15 protein-coding genes and 3 pseudogenes are annotated in these 20,189 nt (G+C 63.0%); 11 read left to right on the top strand and 7 right to left on the bottom strand.

Annotated elements, in window-relative coordinates; genetic code table 11:
• Positions 1–12: 12 nt before the first annotated feature.
• Together SA496_RS14590 and SA496_RS14585 are read right to left on the bottom strand one after the other, a co-directional pair.
• Entirely contained in the window at positions 13–2,382 is a 2,370-nt protein-coding gene (locus SA496_RS14590; protein WP_330113982.1) for a heavy metal translocating P-type ATPase, read from the bottom strand.
• 3 nt (positions 2,383–2,385) lie between these two features.
• Positions 2,386–2,640, bottom strand: coding sequence for a DUF2933 domain-containing protein (locus SA496_RS14585; protein WP_153920720.1), 255 nt, complete (start codon positions 2,638–2,640; stop codon positions 2,386–2,388).
• 269 nt (positions 2,641–2,909) lie between these two features.
• On the opposite strand from SA496_RS14585, the gene SA496_RS14580 reads away from it, so the two are divergent.
• The 4 genes and pseudogenes from SA496_RS14580 (at position 2,910) to SA496_RS14565 (ending at position 6,711) form a co-directional block, all read left to right on the top strand.
• Positions 2,910–3,593 carry a heavy metal response regulator transcription factor gene (locus SA496_RS14580; RefSeq protein WP_153920718.1) on the top strand — a complete coding sequence of 228 codons (684 nt, stop codon included), beginning with the start codon at positions 2,910–2,912 and terminating at the stop codon, positions 3,591–3,593.
• Positions 3,590–4,748 (top strand): annotated as a pseudogene (locus SA496_RS14575) (heavy metal sensor histidine kinase); the annotation flags it as partial. The gene SA496_RS14580 and the pseudogene SA496_RS14575, both read left to right, overlap by 4 nt.
• Positions 4,749–5,262: 514 nt before the next feature.
• Positions 5,263–6,003, top strand: a complete 741-nt coding sequence (locus tag SA496_RS14570) for a tetratricopeptide repeat protein (protein WP_330113981.1) — start codon at positions 5,263–5,265, stop codon at positions 6,001–6,003.
• 99 nt (positions 6,004–6,102) lie between these two features.
• Positions 6,103–6,711, top strand: a complete 609-nt coding sequence (locus SA496_RS14565; RefSeq protein WP_120650510.1) for a flavin reductase family protein — start codon at positions 6,103–6,105, stop codon at positions 6,709–6,711.
• A gap of 15 nt (positions 6,712–6,726) precedes the next feature.
• On the opposite strand, the gene SA496_RS14560 is transcribed toward SA496_RS14565, so the two are convergent.
• Together SA496_RS14560 and SA496_RS14555 are read right to left on the bottom strand one after the other, a co-directional pair.
• Positions 6,727–7,026, bottom strand: a complete 300-nt coding sequence (locus SA496_RS14560; protein WP_153920716.1) for a hypothetical protein — start codon at positions 7,024–7,026, stop codon at positions 6,727–6,729.
• A 156-nt stretch (positions 7,027–7,182) separates the two neighbouring features.
• Positions 7,183–9,870: a cation-transporting P-type ATPase gene (locus tag SA496_RS14555; RefSeq protein ID WP_330113980.1), complete on the bottom strand. Its 2,688-nt coding sequence runs from the start codon at positions 9,868–9,870 to the stop codon at positions 7,183–7,185.
• Positions 9,871–10,059: 189 nt separating this feature from the next.
• On the opposite strand from SA496_RS14555, the pseudogene SA496_RS29255 reads away from it, so the two are divergent.
• The 7 genes and pseudogenes from SA496_RS29255 to SA496_RS14525 form a co-directional block, all read left to right on the top strand.
• A pseudogene (locus SA496_RS29255) lies at positions 10,060–11,241 on the top strand (HAMP domain-containing protein); the annotation flags it as partial.
• A gap of 315 nt (positions 11,242–11,556) precedes the next feature.
• Positions 11,557–12,096 (top strand): annotated as a pseudogene (locus SA496_RS29250) (methyl-accepting chemotaxis protein); the annotation flags it as partial.
• Positions 12,097–12,186: 90 nt separating this feature from the next.
• Entirely contained in the window at positions 12,187–12,807 is a 621-nt protein-coding gene (locus SA496_RS14545; protein WP_330113978.1) for a glutathione S-transferase family protein, read from the top strand.
• Positions 12,808–12,921: 114 nt separating this feature from the next.
• Entirely contained in the window at positions 12,922–13,854 is a 933-nt protein-coding gene (locus tag SA496_RS14540) for an ABC transporter ATP-binding protein (RefSeq protein ID WP_120650520.1), read from the top strand.
• Positions 13,851–14,630 carry an ABC transporter permease gene (locus tag SA496_RS14535; protein WP_120650522.1) on the top strand — a complete coding sequence of 260 codons (780 nt, stop codon included), beginning with the start codon at positions 13,851–13,853 and terminating at the stop codon, positions 14,628–14,630. The genes SA496_RS14540 and SA496_RS14535 overlap by 4 nt, the downstream gene beginning before the upstream one ends.
• A 112-nt stretch (positions 14,631–14,742) precedes the next feature.
• Positions 14,743–15,759, top strand: a complete 1,017-nt coding sequence (locus tag SA496_RS14530) for an efflux RND transporter periplasmic adaptor subunit (RefSeq protein ID WP_153920710.1) — start codon at positions 14,743–14,745, stop codon at positions 15,757–15,759.
• Complete coding sequence (locus SA496_RS14525; protein ID WP_120650526.1) at positions 15,756–18,815, top strand: efflux RND transporter permease subunit; 3,060 nt, start codon at positions 15,756–15,758, stop codon at positions 18,813–18,815. The genes SA496_RS14530 and SA496_RS14525 overlap by 4 nt, the downstream gene beginning before the upstream one ends.
• A gap of 123 nt (positions 18,816–18,938) precedes the next feature.
• Here the strand turns inward: SA496_RS14525 and SA496_RS14520 are convergent, their stop codons facing one another.
• Genes SA496_RS14520 through SA496_RS14510 form a run of 3 tightly spaced genes read right to left on the bottom strand, consistent with a single transcriptional unit; the run spans position 18,939 to position 20,187 of the window.
• Positions 18,939–19,496, bottom strand: a complete 558-nt coding sequence (locus SA496_RS14520; protein WP_330113977.1) for a putative glycolipid-binding domain-containing protein — start codon at positions 19,494–19,496, stop codon at positions 18,939–18,941.
• Positions 19,497–19,500: 4 nt separating this feature from the next.
• Positions 19,501–19,812: a DUF2834 domain-containing protein gene (locus SA496_RS14515; RefSeq protein WP_330113976.1), complete on the bottom strand. Its 312-nt coding sequence runs from the start codon at positions 19,810–19,812 to the stop codon at positions 19,501–19,503.
• Between the two features lie 27 nt (positions 19,813–19,839).
• Positions 19,840–20,187 (bottom strand): MmcQ/YjbR family DNA-binding protein, encoded by a 348-nt coding sequence (locus SA496_RS14510; RefSeq protein WP_120650532.1) that lies wholly within the window; start codon positions 20,185–20,187, stop codon positions 19,840–19,842.
• Positions 20,188–20,189 lie beyond the last annotated feature (2 nt).

Raw genomic sequence — 20,189 nt, 5'->3', positions numbered from 1 at the left:
ACGGTGCCCATTTCAGTCCGTGGTCACGCGTTTCAGGCGCAGTGCATTGAAGACCACGGAAGCCGAACTCACGCTCATGGCCAACGCTGCAATCATCGGCGACAACAGATGGCCGGTCAGGGGGTAGAACAGGCCGGCTGCCAGCGGTATGCCCATGGCGTTGTAGAGGAAGGCGAAGCCCAGGTTCTGGCGCATGTTCTTCACCGTGGCTACGGATAGTGTCCGGGCCCGCAGGATACCCATCAGGTCGCCCTTGACCAGGGTCACCTGGGCGCTGTTCATGGCGACGTCGGTGCCGGTTCCCATGGCGATCCCGACATCCGCCCGGGCCAGCGCCGGGGCATCGTTGATCCCATCTCCGGCCATGGCAACCCGGTGCTTATCGCCCTGCAGACGGGCCACCAGTTGCTCTTTGTCCTGAGGTTTCACTTCACCGTGGACTTCTTCGATGCCGAGTTGTTTCGCGACCGCACGTGCCGTAGTCAGGCCGTCGCCGGTGGCCATGATGACCTTCACATCTTCCGCCTGCAGCCGGGTTACCGCTTCCTTGGAGGTGGGTTTGACCGGATCGGACACCGCCAGCAGACCGGCGAGCACGCCGTCGACGGCCAGGTACATGATGCTCATGCCCTCCAGGCGCAGCAGCTCAGCCCGGTCTCGCAGCAGACTGATGTCGAGGCCAGCCTCTTCCATCAAGGTCGTGTTGCCGAGCTGCAGCCATTTTCCGTCCACCTGGCCACGTACACCGATCCCTGAGCCCGACTCAAACGCCTCGGGCTTGGACAAGCCGTGTCCCGCCGCCCGTGCGTGATCGACGATTGCATGGGCCAGCGGGTGTTCGCTGCCCTGATCCAGGCTGGCGGCGAGGTGAAGGACTTCGGACGGCGTGAACTGCTCGGTACCGACCACGCTATGAAATACCGGCCGGCCTTCGGTGAGGGTGCCTGTCTTGTCGACGATCAACGTGTCGATCTTGCAGAGGTTCTCGATCGCGCTGGCGTCCCGGAAGAGCACGCCACTGCCGGCAGCCTTGCCGGTGGCGACCATGATCGACATGGGGGTGGCCAGGCCGAGTGCGCAAGGGCAGGCAATGATCAAGACCGCTACCGCATTGATCAGGCCGAAGACCCAGCCGGGCTCCGGTCCGAACAGCCCCCAGCCGAAGAACGTGAGCAGGGCGACCAGGATCACTCCCGTCACGAAATAGCCAGCCACTGTGTCCGCCATCCGCTGCATCGGGGCTTTCGAGCGCTGTGCTCGCGCGACCATCTGCACGATTTGCGAGAGCACCGTCTCGGCGCCGACCTTCTGCGCCGCCATCACCAAGCTGCCGTGGGTATTCAGCGTGGCACCGATGAGTGCATCACCGGCTTTCTTCATCACCGGCACGGGCTCGCCCGTCAGCATGGATTCATCGACGGCACTTTCGCCCTCCAGGACTATCCCGTCGACCGGCACCTTCTCACCGGGGCGAACGCGCAGGTGGTCGCCCGTGTGCACGTGGGTGAGCGGAATATCTTCCTCCTGACCATCGGCCCCCATGCGGCGGGCGGTCTTGGGGGCAAGGCCCAGGAGCGACTTGATGGCGGCGGAGGTTTGTGAGCGCGCCTTGAGTTCGAGCATTTGCCCGAGCAAGGTCAGCGAAATGATGACTGCCGCCGCCTCGAAATAGACGCCGATGCGGCCATCCTGCATGAAGGTCGGTGGGAATACTTGCGGGAACACTGTGGCAGCAACGCTGTAGAGGTAGGCCGCAGCCGTACCTAAGCCGATCAGCGTCCACATGTTCGGGCTGCGGTTACGAATCGATGCGACCCCACGCACGAAGAACGGCCAGCCAGCCCATAGGGTCACGGGTGTGGCCAGAATCAACTCCACCCAGTTTTGTGTGGCGCCATGCAGCAATTGCAGTTGGTGGGCAGTCATAGCCAACACGGTCACGATGACCGTCAGAGGCAAAGTCCACCAGAAGCGGCGGGAGAAATCCTTGAGTTCCGGGTTCTCGTCCTCCTCAAGCTCCGGTATTACCGGCTCTAAGGCCATGCCACAGATGGGACAGCTACCCAACCCACGCTGACGGATTTGGGGATGCATCGGACAGGTGTATTCGGCGTCCGCCGCGTCGCTTGGCTGCGGGGCGGCCGAGTGGTGATGACCTGCGTGTTCTTGGTCCTGCGGGGGGCTAAGGTAGCGTACAGGCGCTGCGCGGAATTTCGTCAGGCACTTTTCGCTGCAGAAACGGTATGTCTGTCCCTCGTATAGCTCGGAGTAGCGGCTGTGCGGTGGCACCGTCATACCGCACACCGGATCGTGCTGACTTCCATCCGGTTGCCCATGGGGGGGTGAGTGGTCATGGTCGTGCTGGAACGATGCGGTGTGCATGGACTAGTTCCCTCTGTTGTCCGGCTTGGTCGAGTCTTCGCGGCCCTGGTGAGAATGCCCGCCATGGTTGCGCCCGAAGAGATGCATCAGCGGGCAGAGCAACAGGATCAAGTAAGGCAGTGCCTGCGACAGGTGGCCGTAGTGCTCACGAGCCACATAAAACAGGCCAATCACGACCAGCATGATTAGTGCGATTCCGCCCTTAGTCCGCCAGAAAGGCGTTGCCGGTTCGGTACCATGGCGATGGAGTTCGGTCATGATTCAACTCCCAAGCTGAAGTGGAAATGTCGTCCGCTGCCGCTTAGCTCAGCCTAGACGCCCCCCGTGTTCACCTGTTGACGCCAATCAATGCTGCTCACTGCACGTTCATCGAAGCCGAGCGAGCAGATGTTCATCGCTCATCCTTACACCCTAGAGAGCGCTCCCTGACAGGTGCCTGAGCCCAGAATTACATTTTTGTAAGCTTCTGCTTGGGGGAGCTGTTTGCCTGCAAACTCTGGGCACCTGACATTGTGGAAAGACCGCGGATGAAACTTCTGGTCGCTGAAGACGAACCGAAAACTGGCACGTATCTGCAACAGGGGCTGAGTGAGGCCGGGTTCAACGTGGACCGGGTGATGGCGGGCACCGATGCCCTGCAGCATGCCCTCAGCGAGTCCTATGACCTGTTGATCCTCGACGTGATGATGCCGGGGCTGGACGGTTGGGAGGTGTTGCGGCTGGTTCGCGCCGCCGGGAAAGACATGCCAGTACTGTTCCTGACCGCTCGGGATGGGGTCGAGGACCGGGTGAAGGGGCTTGAGTTGGGCGCGGATGACTATCTGATCAAACCCTTCGCTTTCGCCGAGCTTCTGGCACGGGTGCGAACCCTGCTGCGGCGCGGTGCCACCGCGCCCACCCAGGCCATCCTCAGGATTGCCGATCTGGAAGTGGACTTCCTGAAGCGTCGGGCGGTTCGTGGTGGGAAGCGTATCGAACTCACGGCCAAGGAGTTCTCGCTGCTCGAACTGTTGATGCGCCGGCGCGGCGAGGTACTGCCCAAATCGCTGATCGCCTCCCAGGTCTGGGATATGAACTTCGACAGTGATACCAATGTGATTGAGGTGGCCGTCCGCCGTCTGAGAGCCAAAATCGATGATGACTTTGCGATCAAGCTGATCCATACCGCACGCGGCATGGGCTACATGCTTGATGGACCGGAGCCAGAATGAAACACCTCTCCCTGACGGCGCGGATGAGCCTGATGTTCATGCTCGCTGTCACTGCCGTGTTGACCGTAGCCGGTCTTAGTTTCAACCATCTGAGCCAACGCCACTTCAAGTCGCTCGATTACCAAGTCCTGGTGGAGAAGCTTGAGTCAACACAAAGCATTCTCCAGGGACTGCCCAGTGTCACGAACATGGCCGGACTGAAGCCGCAGTTGAATGCGCTGCTGGGCGCGCACCGGGACCTGGCGGCGATCATTCTGGACAGCGAAGGCCGGGTCTTGTTTGCTGAGCCGGCACATGTTGAATGTGCCCCAGGGACTTCGCGTCAGATTAGCCCCCACCATGTGGGAGTGGCAGGATCAAGCAGACATGTACCGTGGCCTGACGGCAGAGATCAACATCCCTGGCCTGGCGGCCCCATTGACGTTGTTGTTGGTGCTGGACGTCACCCATCACATGGCGTTCTTCGAAGCCCTGCAACGCTGGTTCACCATCGGGCTGGTCATCAGCGCCCTGGTCAGTGCCGCCCTCGGCTGGGTGGTCGCTCGCAGTGGTCTGCGTCCGTTGTGGCAGGTGACGCTAATGGCGGCTTCGATGTCGGCCAAGTCCCTCAAAGAGCGCATTCCCATGGAGCCGGTGCCTATGGAGTTGCAGCAGTTGATGGCCTCGTTCAACGCAATGCTGGCCCGGCTCGATGAGGCTTTCGTGCGGCTGTCCAACTTCTCCGCTGACATTGCGCACGAGCTGCGAACGCCGGTCAGCAACCTGATGACTCAGACGGAAGTCGTGCTTTCGAGGAGGCGCGATATCGGGGCGTATGAGGAAACCTTGTACTCGAACCTCGACGACCTCAAACGGATGTCGCGCATCATCGATGACATGCTATTCCTGGCCAAGGCAGACAAGGGACTGATCGTTCCCCAGCATGAGCCCGTCCAGTTAGAGAAGATTGTCGAGAAGCTTTTCGACTACTACCAACTGGTGGCGGAGGACCGTGGTCTGTCGCTCAAAGCCTCAGGGGAAGGCAGTGTACTCGGCGATGTCCTGATGCTGGATCGCGCCATCTCGAACTTGATCTCCAATGCCCTGCGCTATACCTCCCAGGGCAACACCATGGTCTGTCCACTCAGCCCGGGACAGACCATATTGAGGAGGCACTACGCAAACTCTAACTCCTCCGTACTGTCCGGGTGAGTGGATCAATCAGCGCAGAAAAATGGTGGGAAATGTTTAAAACAGTGCTACGGGAGGGCGGTGAAACGTTCTAGGCCGCTGTTCATCAGGCCTGCAGTGCTCAGTCGCTGCAGCCCATCATCGGCGCCACGGAGAGGCGGCGGGACAGGGCAGGGCGCGTGGTTACTGGTTAGGCGGTTTGAAGGACGGTCATTCGGGAGCTTCTGATTTGCTGCGTCTACCTGGTATCCCCGATGCTTCAGGAGCCTTTGTACCCATCGAGTGGGCGGGACTTCGGGGGCGGGAATGCAGGAAAAGGATGTTTGGCTGAGCGGCGCAGAGTTGGATCTTGCCTGATGGTCGGCAAGTTTATCAGGAAAGGCGTGCCTTCGGCCGTCCGCGGGGCTCGACGGTGTTGTAAAGAGGGAACTTCAGGGCACTGGCCAGGTCGGATTTCGCCGTAACTTTCCGCCCATGAGCCCAGGTGAGAACACCCTCGATGCAAGCCAAGCCCTTCTTGTCGATCCTGATGCTCTCCCTTTTTGCGGCATCGGCGCTTCCGGCCTATTCGGCAGAACGTCGGCTAGCTCAGCCGAGCAATGGTGCGTCGGCCGCCCTGTTGGAGGCGGCGTCGCTGCAATTGGAGTTCGGTGAGCTGGAGCAGGCTGATGACACCTTGGAACGCGCCTTGCGCATCGAGCCGAACAATCCCACGACCTTGCACTACCTGGGGCAGGTGCGCTTCCAGCAGGGGCAGTACGCGCAGGCTGTCGCACTGGCTATGCGCTCCAATGCGCGTGGTCGCAATGATTCCGAGCTGCGTGAGCGCAATTTCCAGTTGATCGAGTCGGCCCAGAGAGCCATGGGGCCGGGTGTGTCGACTGGATCCGATGTGGAAGTGGAGCGGGATGAAGAGGCCGAGGTTCGCGTGGGCCTCGACCAGGAGGTGTCGGCCCAGCAAGCGGCCGGTATCGCCGCAGGAGGAATGGCGGTTCCAGCGGAGGACGGGTTCTTGTCCGATTCGCAGGTGGGCGACTGGCAAAGTCGCGGCGACGGTGGCCTCCAGGCCGCATCGTACGGTGACGAGGACGAGATGCGTATTCCCCGCGGACACATGCCGCCGCCTGGTCAATGCCGGATCTGGTTCCCGGGCCGCCCTGCGGGCCAACAACCGGCTCCCGGCAAATGCAAGAAGTTGCAGGGAAGGATTCCCCGAGGGGCTTATCTGGTGCGTGGTTGAGTCCGGAACTTGAGACCGTCGCCAGCGTTCAAGGCGTCTATGTCGCAGCTCCCGACGGCAGGGCATAATCGGCGTTTTATCCCTGCTGGAGTCTCTTTCATGCAGCTCGATTTCACCCAGCTGGCACCGCTGGACGCCTACCGCTGGCTGGCGTCCACCATCACACCGCGTCCCATCGCGTGGGTTTCCACACTGTCGAAGGATGGCGTGAGCAACCTGGCGCCGTTCAGTTTCTTCCAGGTCATCAGCGATGATCCGGCGACTGTGCTGGTGAACATCAATACGCGCGGCGACGGGCAGCTCAAGGACACCCTGCGCAACGTGCAGGACACCGGCGAGCTGGTGATCCAGCTGGTTTCCTTCGAGCAGGCGGAAGCGATGAATGCCAGTGCGGCCATGCTGCCCCACGGTGTGAGCGAGTTCGAAACGTGCGGCATCGCCATCGAGCCTGCCGTGCGCGTGCGGGCGCCGCGAGTGCTCGGTGCGCCGGTTGCCTTCGAGTGTCGGGTGGCCGATATCCAGCCCTATCCGCGTGGCAATCCCAACTGCCACCTGGTTTTCGCCGAGGTGCTGTTGGCACATATCGATGACGCGGTGCTGACCGACGCTGGCCGGGTGGATCCGCAGCGTCTGGATCTGGTGGGGCGTCTCGGGGGCAGTGCCTATACCCGCACCCGCGACACCTTCAACATGGTGCGGCCGACCTGAACCGCACATTCATCGCTACCAGTAGAGCGTGACCAGCGTGCGCCCCTGATCGGCGTCATCCTGCTGGTCGACGTTCGCGCGGTCGGTCGCGACAGGTTCGCTGGTCAGCCGGTAGCGGCTATCGACGCCGCAGTTCTGGGGACGGACCTGATAACGCCCGCTCGCCGGGTCAAAGCTGCTGCTGACCTGGCAGGAATTGGCGATGGTGAGGCTGATTCCGAGTTCTCCGCTGGCCTGGCCGGCCTGGCTTGTGGCAGTGAGCGCGATGCTGGAAACCAGTAGTGCGAGGCCGAAGAGGGCCTTGTTCCGGGACATGATTGCGTATGCTCGACGAACAGGCTGGCGGCTGATCGGCTCCATTGTTCGATCGGCATCAGGTCAGCGTGGTTTGCCCTCCATGAATGAACACGGCGCCGCGAATCGATGTTCCGCAGCGCCGCCGTAAGTGATCCATACCTTGGGGTCTTGACGCTATTTTATCCGTCCGCCCCGTCTGCTGGCGATATAGTGGCGCGCCCGCTTGTCGGCCTCCACGAACCCGCAAGTCGCCACGGCCGTCCCGAGGCACCAGCTCCAACCCACTACGCCCATGCCGCTGGTGCCGAACAGCGCCTGCAGCGCCGGTACGTAGGTGAATGCCAGTTGCAGCAACACCATCAGGCCGACCATGCCCCAGACCATGGGGTTGTCCCTGAAGCTGAAACTTGCTGGGCCGTTCAGCCTTCGGCTGCTGAACAGATAGCCGATCTCGCCAAATACCAGGGCGTTCACCGCAAGGGTGCGACTGGCCTCCATACTCCAGCCCAGTTGCTGGGTGTAGATGAACAGACCCAGGCTGGCCACGGTCAGTAGTACCGATACCAGCAGGATCAACCAGAGCAACTCGCCGGACAGCAGTGGTGCCTTCGGATCCCTAGGTGGGCGCGCCATCAGGTCATCCTCGGCTGGTTCGAAGGCCAGTGCCAACGCCAGAGTGACGGCGGTGATCATGTTCACCCAGAGGATCTGAAGCGGGGTGATGGGCAGGGTCAGGCCGAGCAGGATGGCGGTCAGCAGGACGATCGCCTGGGCACCATTGGTGGGCAGTATGAAGAGAATGGATTTCTTCAGGTTGTCGTAGACGGTGCGGCCTTCCTCCACCGCGTGGGCGATGGTTGCGAAGTTGTCATCCGCCAGTACCATCTGGGCAGCTTCCTTGGCGGCCTCGGTGCCTTTGATGCCCATGGCGATGCCGATATCGGCGCGTTTGAGGGCAGGGGAGTCGTTGACTCCGTCGCCGGTCATGGCCACCCGCTCGCCGATCGCCTGCAAGCGCTCCACCAGGCGTAGCTTGTGGCTCGGGCTGGTGCGGGCGAACACGCTGGTTTCCTTCAGGCGGGCGTCGAGTTCGGCGTCGGTCAGGTCATCCAGGTCGGCACCAGTCAGCGGGTTTCCTGCCGGCAGGCCAAGCCGCTCGGCGATGGCGGCGGCCGTGGCTGCATGGTCGCCGGTGATCATCTTTACGTGGATGCCTGCGCTGTGGCATTCCTCGATGGCAAGGATGGCTTCCTCTCGCGGGGGGTCCATCATGCCCACCAGCCCCAGCAGCACGAAGCCCTTGTCCAGGTCGGCATGGTCCAGCTCGTGCTGGCCGCTGCCAGCATTGCGACGGGCCAGACCAATCATGCGCAGGCCAGAGGCTGCGCCTTCGCCCAGCACGTCGTCCCAGATGCGTGGATCCAGCGTCTCGGCGGCTCCGTCGCGCCATTGCCGATCGCAGACTTCCAGCAAGCGCTCGGGCGCACCCACCAGATAGATCACGCCTTGGCCGCTGTCGTCGCGGTGGAGGCTGGCCAGGTAGCGGCGTTCGGAGCTGAAGGGAATGGCGTCCACTCGGGGGCGGCGCGATGCCTCTTCGTCCATATCGAGCTGCAGCTTCCCAGCCAGAGTGAGTAGTGCGGCCTCGGTGGGGTCGCCGGTGATGCACCACTGGCTGTCCACCTCGCACAGGCTGGCGCTATTGGCCAGCAGACCGGCGCGAGCCAGTTCGTGCAGGTCATGGGCCAGGTCGACAATCGGGCTGACGTCTCCTTCGGGCGCATAGCCCACGCCTGATACTTCGTAACGGCGGGCGGCGGTATAGATGCGCTGCACCGTCATTTCGTTGCGAGTCAGGGTGCCGGTCTTGTCGGAGCACACCACGGTTACCGCCCCCAGGCTTTCCACGGCCGGCAGGCGACGGATGATCGAGTTGCGACGGGCCATGCGCTGCACGCCCAGGGCCAGGATGATCGTCAGCACCGCCGGCAGGCCCTCGGGGATGGCGGCCACGGCCAGGCCGACGGCGGCCATCAGCATGTCGTTGGCGCTGTAGCCGCGCAGCAATATGCCGAAGACGAAGGTGGCAGCCGCCAGCACGAGGATGATCAGCGTGAGCTGGCGAGCGAAGCGCGCCATGTCCGCCAGCAGCGGTGTCTGCAGCTGCTCCACCGAGCCCAGCAAGTGGCTGATGCGGCCCAGCTCGGTCTCGCCAGCGGTGGCGACCACCAGACCGACGCCGCTGCCGGCGCTGACCAGGGTGCCGGAGTAGGCCATGCTGTGGCGGTCTCCCAGGCTGGCGTCCGGGGTCACCGGGCGGCTGGTCTTGTCGGTGGGAACGGATTCGCCGGTGAGTGCCGCTTCCTCGATGCGCAAGTCGCGGGTTTCCAGCAGGCGCAGGTCAGCCGGCACGCGGTCGCCGGCCTCCAGCAGTACCAGGTCACCCGGCACCAGCTCTTCGGCAGGCACCTGGCGTACCTCTCCGTCGCGCTTGACCCGGCTGTCCAGGGTCAACAGCTTCTGGATCGCACGCATGGCCGATTCGGCCTTGCCTTCCTGGATGAAACCGACCACGGCATTGATCAGCACCACACCGAAGATAACCGCGCTGTCCAGCCACTCGCCCAGGGCCAGCGTGACCAGGGTGGAAGCCAGCAGTACATAGATGAGCAGGTTGTGGAATTGCAGCAGGAATCGCTTCAGGGGGCCGGCACCTGCCCGTTCGGGTAGTCGGTTGGGGCCGTAGCTGGCCAGGCGGCGTTCCGCTTCTTCCGTGTCCAGCCCGGTTGGCCTGCTGTCTAGCTGCTGCAGGCTGGCCTCGGCGGTCTCGGCGTGCCAATGGGTAGCTGATGGAGCGGTCATGGAGTCCTCCTTGGCGAATCCTGAGTCAAGCCTAGTTCCCCTGTGGTCGTCCTTTATTGGCCTGGGTCAGTTCCTGGTTTTCTGTAGGAAGGATAGAAAGCTATCCAGAAACGACCTCTAGTTAGTCAAAAACAGCACGGTATTCGGGAAGGCAGGATTGTGGCTTGTCGCCACCATGCGCCAGCTCCTATGGTCGCCGTTTCGGGGAAGCGGATAGCAGATCGCGTCCATGCGGTTGTCGCCTTGTGGGGAGGTAGGAGCATGTGGACTGTCTTGCAACGCAGGCTGGCGAGCCTGAGTACTGCCAACAAGCTGATGCTGGGGTTCGGCGTCGTTCTGGCGCTGACCCTGGTGGTGGCGGCCACCGGCTTCACTGCCTTGCGCGCGGTCGACGGCAGGGCGCGCCTGCTGGAGGAAATGCGCGCCATCAGCAGCGATGTGCTGGTGATCCGGCGCACGGAAAAGGACTACGCGCTTACTTCCGACGCCAAGCATGCCGATACGCTGCGTCAGCAGGCCGAGGCCATAGTCGCTCGGAGCGAGGCGCTGGCCGCACAACTGTCGGGCCCAGGGCGCGACGCCTTGGGTGAAGTCACCCAGGCCATGGCCGAGTACCGCCAGGCATTCGATCGCTATGTGGAACTCACCGACAACCAGCGCCTGGCCCTGGACGCGGCGAACTGGCTGGTGGTCAGCGCATCCAACAGCCTCGACGTGCTGCAGAGTGGCCTTAACGAGGATGGTGTCGATCTGCTGAAGAGTTCCCAGGGCGCCCAGGGGGGAGATCTGGTTACCCAGGGCGGGCAGATCGGTCGCGTTTACCAGTTGCTCCTGCAGGCGCTCAACCAGGCCCGCCTACGTCTGGAACAGAGTCGGGGAACAGAAGAGGCGGGCGCACCACAGATCCAGGAAGCCCTGGATGCGCAAAAGCTCGCCGCCGAACTGCGCGACGCCATGCAGGACCCCGGTTACGCCGCTGTACTCACCGAGGTCATCGGCAACGTCGACTCTTTCAACGAACGACTCAAGGACTACACCGCCACGTTGCAGCAGCAGCGCGGGGAGTACGCCCGTCTCGCCGCCCAGGCGGAGCGGGTGGTGCAGGCGGTGGACCGCGCCTACGAACTGCAGAAGGCCGACATGCGTGCCCAGCAGGAATCCAGCTCGCTGCTGATCCTGCTGGCGGCGGCCCTCGCCCTGGTGATCGGCCTGGCTGCCACGGCGCTGATCAGTCTGTTGATCGTTCGGCCACTGCGCCGGGTCATAGGGCTGGCCCGGCAGATAGCCGAGGGCGATCTCAGCGCCAGCATCGAAGTGCAGCGTCGCGACGAGATCGGCCAGTTGATGGAGGCCATGCAGGGCATGTCTGGCAATCTGCGTGACATGGTTGGCCGCCTGCAGGGCGGGGTGGCACAGATTTCCGCTTCGGCCCAGGCGCTTTCCAGCGTCACCGAGCAGACGCGTGTGGGCGTAAACGGCCAGCGTGAGGAAACCGACCAGGTGGCCACGGCGATGAGCCAGATGGCTGCAACCGTGCAGGAGGTGGCGCGCAACGCCGAGGCTGCAGCCAGCTCCACCGAGGCGGCGGACAACCGTGTCAGCAGTGGCAGCCAGGTGGTGCGCCAGACTCTCGAGCGGATCAACCAGTTGGCCCATGCCATGGAGGAAACCACGTCCAGCATCCAGCGCCTCAGCCAGGACACGCAGAGCATCGGCACCGTGCTGGATGTGATCAAGAGTGTCGCCGAGCAGACCAACCTGCTGGCCCTGAACGCCGCCATCGAAGCGGCGCGTGCAGGCGAGCAGGGCCGTGGTTTTGCCGTGGTGGCCGATGAAGTGCGGGCGCTGGCGCGGCGTACCCAGCAGTCCACCGCCGAGATCGAGCGGCTGATCGCGACCCTGCGCGACGGTGTGCGCAGCTCGGTGGAGCACATGCAGCAGAGCGAAAACCTGGTGGACCTGACGGTGCAGGATGCCAATCTGACCGAAGAAGCCCTGGCCGGAATCGCCGATGCGGTGACCCTGATCCACCAGATGAACCAGCAGATCGCTGCAGCGGCCGAACAGCAGAGCGCGGTGGCCGAGGAGATCAATCGCAGCGTAACCAGTATTCGAGATATCGCTGATCAGTCGGCCGTGGCCATGGATGAAACGGCAACCTCCAGCGTCCGGCTTGCCCGGCTGGGGCAGGAGTTGCAAGGGATGGCAGGCCACTTCCGGCTTTGAGTCCCGAACAAGTCTGGAGGATTCGGCATTCCGTCACCCGGAATCGCGCCCTAGAATGGTGCCCCTGTCCAACCGGCCTGGAGTGTCGCAATGCTGAAGATCTGGGGGCGAATCAATTCCACCAACGTGCGCAAGGCGCTCTGGTGTGCCGAGGAAGTCGGCGTCGCCTATGAACAGCTGGATGCCGGTGGCGCCTTCGGCCTGGTCAATGAGCCGGTGTACCGCAAGCGCAACCCCAACGGCCTGGTGCCGATGATCGAGGATGGCGACCTGGTGCTCTGGGAGTCCAACGCCATCGTCCGCTACCTGGCCGCGCGCTACGCCTCCGGCAGCCTCTACCCGGAGTCGCCGGTGGCGCGCGCCGAGGGGGACAAATGGATGGACTGGGCCACATCCAGCTTCGCCACACCGTTCCGCGATCTGTTCTGGGGCACCCTGCGCACTCCGCCGGCCGAACGCAATCACGCAGTGATCGAAGCTGCGCTGACCCGCTGCGGCCAGTTGCTGGCCATTCCCGACCGCGCCCTGGCCGAGCGTCCCTACCTATCGGGTGAAACTTTTGCGATGGGTGACATTCCCCTGGGCTGCTTCGCCTATGCCTGGTTCGAGATGCCGATCCTGCGCCCGGAACTGCCCCACCTCGAAGCCTGGTACGAGCGCCTGAAAGCCCGGCCGGCCTATCGAAAGGCGGTGATGACGGTACTTACGTGATCCGACTCGCCGATCCGGCTCCTTGAACCTAGGCTGATGTGCAGCGCGTTACGGTTGAATTTGCTGGCAATCAGCCTTATCTAGCTCCTTCCTTCTGAAGCAGACGAATCCATCATGAGTTCCGCCCTGTCCATCCGGCAGTTGACCAAGACCTACGGCAATGGCTTCCAGGCCCTCAAGGGCATCGACCTGGACGTGACCGAAGGTGATTTCTTCGCCTTGCTCGGCCCAAACGGCGCGGGCAAGTCCACCACTATTGGCATCCTGTCCACCCTGGTGAACAAGACCAGCGGGAGCGTCAGCGTCTTCGGCAATGACCTGGACAAATCGCCCTACGCGCTCAAGCGCTGCCTCGGCGTGGTGCCCCAGGAGTTCAACTTCAACCAGTTCGAGAAGGTGTTCGACATCGTCGTCACCCAGGCGGGCTATTACGGCATTCCGGCGAACATCGCCAAGGAGCGCGCCGAGCAGTACCTGACCCAGCTCGGCCTGTGGGAGAAGCGCAACTCGGCCTCCCGCGAATTGTCCGGCGGCATGAAGCGACGCCTGATGATCGCCCGCGCGTTGGTCCACCAGCCGCGCCTGCTGATCCTCGACGAACCTACCGCAGGCGTGGATATCGAGCTGCGCCGCTCCATGTGGAGCTTCCTCACCGAGCTCAACGAGCAGGGCATCACCATCATCCTCACCACGCACTATCTGGAAGAGGCCGAGCAGCTCTGCCGCAACATCGGCATCATCGACCACGGTCGTATCGTCGAGAACACCAGCATGAAGGAGCTCCTGAAGAAGTTGCACAAGGAGACCTTCCTGCTGGACCTCAAGGAGCCCCTGGAAGTGGTGCCGCAGCTCAATGGCTATCCCGCTGAGCTGGTGGATGACCACACGCTGGAGGTTCAGGTGGAGAAGACCCAGGGTCTGACCGAGCTGTTCCGTCAACTGGCCGCCCTGAACATCGATGTGCTGAGCATGCGCAACAAATCCAATCGCCTCGAGGAGCTGTTCGTGTCCCTGGTGGAGAAAAACCTGGCGAAGGTGGCCGTATGAGTTCGGAACTGCGCGCCAACCTGGTCGCCCTGGAAACCATCGTCTACCGCGAAGTCCGCCGCTTCACGCGCATCTGGCCGCAGACGCTGCTGCCCCCGGCCATCACCATGGCCCTGTACTTCGTCATCTTCGGCAACCTGATCGGCAAGCAGATCGGCGCCATGGGCGGCTTCAGCTACATGGACTACATCGTCCCCGGCCTGATCATGATGTCGGTCATCACCAACTCCTACAGCAACGTGGTGTCGAGCTTCTTCGGCAGCAAGTTCCAGCGTTCGGTGGAGGAGCTGCTGGTATCGCCGGTTTCGCCGCACACCATACTGCTCGGCTACACAATCGGTGGCGTGTTGCGCGGGCTGGCGGTGGGGCTGATCGTCACCTTCCTGTCGCTGTTCTTTACCAAGCTCTCGGTGCACCACATCGGCGTGACCGCGCTGGTAGTGCTGTTGACCGCCACAATCTTCTCCCTGGGCGGATTCATCAACGCCGTCTACGCACGTAACTTCGACGACATCTCGATCGTCCCGACTTTCGTGCTGACCCCGCTGACTTACCTCGGCGGCGTGTTCTATTCGATCAACCTGCTGCCGCCGTTCTGGCAGGCGGTTTCCCTGGGCAACCCGATCCTGCACATGGTCAATGCCTTCCGTTACGGCATCCTCGGTGTGTCCGACATCAATATCGGTGTCGCCATCGTGCTGATGCTGATCACAATGGCCATTCTCTACGTCGCCTGTATCCGCCTACTGGTGAGCGGGCGCGGCATGCGTCAATAACGCGAAACAATGCGACATAGAGTGGCATTATCTTCCCGATGCCACTGATCGAAGTCTGCCGATACAGTCGGCAGACTTCCTTCCCCCATGCATTCTGCTCCAGAGGCTCCAGATGATGGTCCGTCGCAGTGTTTGGCTGTTGTTCGGGGCGCTTGCCTCGTTGTCCGCCGTGGCCCAGGAGGCGCCGCTGGTGGAAGTGGCCGAGCCACAACGGGCACTGGTGCGCGACGAGTTGGTGACCTTCGGTTCGCTGCGCTCCGACGAGTCGGTGATGATCCGTCCGGAAATCGAGGGAAGGGTTGCCAGCCTGCATTTTCGTGAGGGTGAGGCGGTCAAGGGCGGCGAACTGCTGATCAGCCTGGACGACGCCATCGCCCGCGCCGAGCTGGCCCAGGCCCAGGCCAACCTCGACCTGGCGGAAAAGAGCTACGAGCGGGCCAAGATGCTGTTCGCCCGTGGCGCCAGCAACGCCCAGGCCCAGGACGAATCCCAATCCCAGCAACAGGCTGCCCGCGCCAGCCTGGCCCTGGCCCAGGCACGCCTGGAAAAGACCCAGATCCGCGCGCCCTACGACGGCACGCTCGGCCTGCGGCAGGTCAGTGTCGGCGACTACCTCAGCGCCGGCCAGGACATGGTCAACCTGGAGGTGCTGGACCCGCTGAAGGTGGATTTCCGCGTGCCGCAGAAGGCGGTCAGCCAGGTGAGCATCGGCCAACTGGTGGAGCTCAGCCTGGATGCGTACCCAGGCGAGCGCTTCCGTGGCGAGATCATCGCCCTCAACCCGCGCCTGGATGAGGTGGGACGCAGCCAGGCGATCCGCGCCCAGGTCGGCAACCGGGACCATCGCCTGAAACCCGGCCAGTTCGTGAAGGTTTCGGTGATCCTCGCAGAGCGTCCGCAGGCGTTGCTGATTCCCGAAGAGGCGGTGATGCCCGTGGGGCAACAACTGTTCGTCAACCTGGTGGTGGACGGCAAGGTTGAGCGGCGACAGATCAAGATCGGCCAGCGCCTGCGCGGCAAGGCCGAGGTACGCGAAGGCCTGCAGGGTAACGAGCAGGTCATTACCGCGGGCTGGCAGAAGGTCAGCCCCGGACTGGAGGTCCGCACCGTAGCGCGAGGTGGGGCATGACACTCTCCGATGTGTGTATCCGCAGGCCAGTATTCGCCACTGTCCTGTCGCTGATCCTGGTCCTGCTCGGGCTGCTGGCCTACCAGCGGCTGGCGGTGCGGGAATATCCCAACATCGACGTGCCCATCGTCACGGTCAACGTCATCTACCCGGGTGCCAGCCCGGAGATCATGGAATCCCAGGTGGCGCAGCCCATCGAGGACGTGCTTTCCGGCATCGAAGGCCTGGATTTCGTGGCCTCCATCAGCCGCTCGGAAAACACCCAGATCACCGCCCAGTTCCGCCTCGGCACCAACGCCGACGAGGCCGCCAATGACGTGCGCGACCGCCTGGGCCGCGTGCGTGGCCTGCTGCCGGACGAGATCAACGAGCCCATCGTGCAGAAGGTCGAGGCCGACGCTCAGCCGGTGATCTGGATAGCCTTCTACAGCGAACAGCATTCGGCGATGGAGATCACCGACGTGCTGGAGCGGGTGATCCGTGACCGCGTGCAGACCATCCCCGGCGTCTCCGAGGTGCAGGTTCGCGGCGCCCGACGCTTCGCCATGCGTATCTGGCTGGACCCTGAAAAGCTCGCGGCCCATGACCTCACAGTGCAGGACGTGGAAGACGCCCTGCGCCGGCAGAATGTGGAAATCCCGGCTGGACGCATCGAGTCGGTGCAGCGTGAGTTCAGCGTGCTGTCGGAAACCGACCTGCGTACGCCAGAGGAATTCAACGACCTGATCCTCAACGACCAGCGCGGTTATCTGTTGCGCCTGGCCGATGTCGGCCACGCCGAGATCGGCGCAGCGGACGAGCGCAGCATCGTGCGCTTCAACGGCCGCTCGGCGGTTTCCCTGGGGCTGGTCAAGCAGGCTACGGCCAACCCGCTGGAAATCTCCGATGGCCTCAATGCCGCGCTGCCGGAATTGAGGGCGTTGTTGCCCGACGGCATGAAAATGACCATCGCCAACGACAACTCGCTGTTCATCCGCGAGTCCATCGCCAACGTCTACACCACCATCTGGGAAGCGGTGGTGCTGGTGATCCTGATCATCTTCCTGTTCCTGCGATCCCTGCGCGCCACCCTGATTCCGCTGGTGACTATCCCGGTGTCGCTGATCGGCGCCTTCAGCCTCATGGTATTGCTGGGCTTCTCCATCAACACCCTGACGCTGCTGGCCATGGTGCTTGCCATCGGCCTGGTGGTGGACGACGCGATCGTGGTGCTGGAGAACATCCACCGGCACATAGAGGAGGGCATGTCGCCGGTTCAGGCAGCCTACAAGGGCAGCCGCGAAATCGCCTTCGCGGTGATCGCCATGACCCTGACCCTGGCCGCCGTGTATGCGCCCATCGGCTTCATGCAGGGCACCTCGGGCAAGCTCTTCACCGAATTTTCCTGGACGCTCGCAGGGGCTGTGCTGGTTTCCGGCTTCGTCGCGCTGACCTTGTCGCCCATGATGTGCGCGCAACTGCTCAAGCCCCACGCCGAGCAGAAACATGGACGCCTCTACAACCTGGTGGAGTCTTTCCTCCATTCGCTGACCTATAGCTATCGCCACCTGCTGGAGCGGGTCCTGCGCGCCTGGATGCTCATCATCCTGCTGCTGGTGGGCATCCTGGTGTTCTGCCTGATCCTGTTCAGCGGCCTGCGCAGCGAACTGGCGCCCACCGAGGACACCGGCACCATAGTCGGCTCGATCAATGGTCCCGACGGCGCCACCATCGAGTACACCAGCCGCTACGCGAAACTGCTGGAGGAGGCCTACCAGTCGATTCCCGAAGCCAACCGCTACATGGTGGTGGTTGGCTTCCCGACTGTGGCCCAGGGCTTGTCCTTCCTGAAGTTGGAAGACTGGGATTCCCGTGGCCGCAGCCAGTTCGAGATTCGCGACGAGCTCCTGCCGAAGCTGCGTGACATTCCCGGCGTGCGGGCCTTCCCAATCAACCGTCCGCCGCTGGGACAGAGTGCGCGCAACCAGCCAGTGAACTTCGTAATCCGTTCCTCGCTGGAGTACAGCGACTTGCAGAAATACGTCGACGAGCTGATGGAACGGGTGCGTGACTATCCAGGCCTGGAGAGCCTGGATAGCGACCTCAAGCTCAACTCGCCGCAGCTCAAGGTCACGGTCAACCGCGAGCAGGCCGTGGCGGTGGGCACGGACACCGCCGCCATTGGCCGCAGCCTGGAAAGCCTGTTCGGCAGCCGCCAGGTAACCCGCTTCAAGCAGAACGGCGAGCAGTACGACGTGCTGGTGCAGCTGGCCAACGTCGACCGCAGCAATCCGGACGACCTCTATCGCGTCTACGTGCGTGGCCGCAACGACAGCATGGTGCAGCTGGCCAACCTGATCGACGTGCGGGAAACCGTGGCACCCCGCGAGCTCAACCACTTCAACCAGCTTCGCGCGGTGACCGTGACGGCCAACGTCGGCTCGGGCTACACCCTGGGTGAGGCCCTGGATTACCTGGAGGAGGCTGCGCGCGCGGTGTTCCCGCCGGACACCCAGTTCGACTACACCGGCACCTCACGGGACTTCAAGGATTCCAGCACCGGCGTGGCGTTGATCTTCGCCCTGGCCCTGGTGTTCATCTACCTGGTGCTGGCGGCGCAGTTCGAGAGCTTCATCGACCCGCTGATCATCCTCTTCAGCGTGCCGCTCTCCATGGCCGGTGCCTTGCTGGCGCTGACCCTCTTTGGCGGCACGCTGAACATCTACTCGCAAGTGGGGATGGTGACCCTCATCGGCCTGATTACCAAGCACGGCATTCTCATCGTCGAGTTCGCCAACCAGTTGCTGCGCCAGGGCGTCGACCTGCATGAAGCGGTGATGGAAGCCTCGGTGAAACGTCTGCGGCCGATCCTGATGACCACCGGCGCCATGGTCCTGGGCTCGGTACCGCTCGCCATCGCCTCGGGCGCTGGTGCGGAAAGCCGGCAACAGATCGGCATGGTGATAGTCGGTGGCCTGCTGGTGGGCACCTTCTTCACCCTGTTCGTGGTGCCGACGCTCTACCAGCAGGTGCGGCGCTGGAAGCCGATCCACAAACTGGAGGCGGCGACGGCTTGATCCTGCAAAGGGGCGTTTGCCTGTAGGGGCGAATTCATTCGCCAAGGGCAGTGCAGCTGCCCTCTCGGGTTTTAGCGTCCGAACCTGCGGTCCGGTTGGCGAATGAATTCGCCCCCACGGGTCTCACAGCCGCTGGAAGAACATCGGATAGCGATTTACCAGGCCATCGTCGTCCAGGGTCAGCACGGCCTCGAAGTCATTGCCGTCGAGGTTCTGGTAGAGATAGCGGTTCTGGTCGAGGCGGGTATAGGCCTGGCGCATGCGCCGTACCGACAACTGCGGCGCTTCGATGAACACCACTTCGATTTCCCGGCGTTCACCAGGGTTGAGGAACAGCCGCCAGATGCTCGGACTGTTGGTGAAAGGCGTGGGCCAGAGGTCCAGGTCGAGGCTGCCCGACAGTTCCGGCAGCTTCTGGCCGTTGCCATCGAACCAGTGCAGCCCGTCGCGGCGTAGCGCCAGGCTGCGGGTGCCGCGCCCATCTCGCACCGTGGCATTGAAGACGCGGGGCTCCCAGCCTTTGTCGTATTCCAGGGTGTAGTTCAGGCGATAGCAGGCACCGTCATCGTCGAAAGCCAGCATGCTGCTGTCCACCCGACGCCCCTCCAGGCGGAAGTCTTCCAGGCCCTGGGTGGGGGCGCGGGTGTTCCACAGGTGGGTCCAGAGGGCGGTGGTTCTCATCGGCTCATGACTCCTGGCGCTGGGGGGTGCGCAAAACCAGATAGAGCAGTGGCCCGATGGAGGCGAACACTGCAGTCAACAGGTAGAAGGGTAGCAAGTACGCCAGGCTGCGGCCCTGGCGGCGGTTGTCCTGGTACATCCAGAGGCCGATCAGCGCGCAGGCGAGGTAGAGGTCGATCACCACCTGGGCGGTATCGGGGCGGCCCATCAACTGCGCGCCGAATTCGAGCAGGGGTTGTTCGCTGATGGCCATGACCCAGAGGGTGTAGCCACCGAAGAGGATCAGGGCGAGCAGCGCGAAGAGGCGAATGGGCATGCGACGTTCCTTGTCATTGAGGGGGAGTCAGTCCAGCAGCAGCCCTACTTGCCGGATCTTCGGCAGGCGCGCGACCACCAGTTGATGGGAGCGGGTGATCAGCTCGCGCAGTTCCCCGTCACTCATGGGGTAAGGACGCTGCATGGCAATCCAGTGGGCCCGCGCCAGATAGGGCGCAGGGATGATTCCTGGGCGGTCGACGTAGCCGAGGAAGAGGTCCTTGTCGACTTTGAAGGTGAGGCCGTCGCCCAGGAAATCGAGGATGGCGAACATCTTGTTTCCGGCCACCGAGAACACTCGGTTGCTACCCCATTTGAGGTCTTCTCGGGCACCGGGAAGTTGCAGGCAGAAGGCGGCGACTTGATCGGGGGTCATGG

The organism is Pseudomonas sp. JS3066 (assembly GCF_036328175.1).
Taxonomy (GTDB): Bacteria; Pseudomonadota; Gammaproteobacteria; order Pseudomonadales; family Pseudomonadaceae; genus Metapseudomonas.
Note: the sequence above shows the minus strand (reverse complement) of the source record. Positions and strands in the feature narration are given on the sequence as shown.

Bases quoted from the DNA above. Each gene is read 5' to 3' on its own strand.
- SA496_RS14590 (WP_330113982.1), bottom strand. From the start codon at position 2,382: ATGCACACCGCATCGTTCCAGCACGACCATGACCACTCACCCCCCCAT.
- SA496_RS14545 (WP_330113978.1), top strand. From the start codon at position 12,187: ATGCTGAAGATCTGGGGGCGAATCAATTCCACCAACGTGCGCAAGGCG.
- SA496_RS14510 (WP_120650532.1), bottom strand. From the start codon at position 20,187: ATGACCCCCGATCAAGTCGCCGCCTTCTGCCTGCAACTTCCCGGTGCC.
- SA496_RS14585 (WP_153920720.1), bottom strand. From the start codon at position 2,640: ATGACCGAACTCCATCGCCATGGTACCGAACCGGCAACGCCTTTCTGG.
- SA496_RS14530 (WP_153920710.1), top strand. From the start codon at position 14,743: ATGATGGTCCGTCGCAGTGTTTGGCTGTTGTTCGGGGCGCTTGCCTCG.
- SA496_RS14570 (WP_330113981.1), top strand. From the start codon at position 5,263: ATGCAAGCCAAGCCCTTCTTGTCGATCCTGATGCTCTCCCTTTTTGCG.
- SA496_RS14560 (WP_153920716.1), bottom strand. From the start codon at position 7,026: ATGTCCCGGAACAAGGCCCTCTTCGGCCTCGCACTACTGGTTTCCAGC.
- SA496_RS14525 (WP_120650526.1), top strand. From the start codon at position 15,756: ATGACACTCTCCGATGTGTGTATCCGCAGGCCAGTATTCGCCACTGTC.
- SA496_RS14555 (WP_330113980.1), bottom strand. From the start codon at position 9,870: ATGACCGCTCCATCAGCTACCCATTGGCACGCCGAGACCGCCGAGGCC.
- SA496_RS14515 (WP_330113976.1), bottom strand. From the start codon at position 19,812: ATGCCCATTCGCCTCTTCGCGCTGCTCGCCCTGATCCTCTTCGGTGGC.
- SA496_RS14565 (WP_120650510.1), top strand. From the start codon at position 6,103: ATGCAGCTCGATTTCACCCAGCTGGCACCGCTGGACGCCTACCGCTGG.
- SA496_RS14580 (WP_153920718.1), top strand. From the start codon at position 2,910: ATGAAACTTCTGGTCGCTGAAGACGAACCGAAAACTGGCACGTATCTG.
- SA496_RS14520 (WP_330113977.1), bottom strand. From the start codon at position 19,496: ATGAGAACCACCGCCCTCTGGACCCACCTGTGGAACACCCGCGCCCCC.
- SA496_RS14535 (WP_120650522.1), top strand. From the start codon at position 13,851: ATGAGTTCGGAACTGCGCGCCAACCTGGTCGCCCTGGAAACCATCGTC.
- SA496_RS14540 (WP_120650520.1), top strand. From the start codon at position 12,922: ATGAGTTCCGCCCTGTCCATCCGGCAGTTGACCAAGACCTACGGCAAT.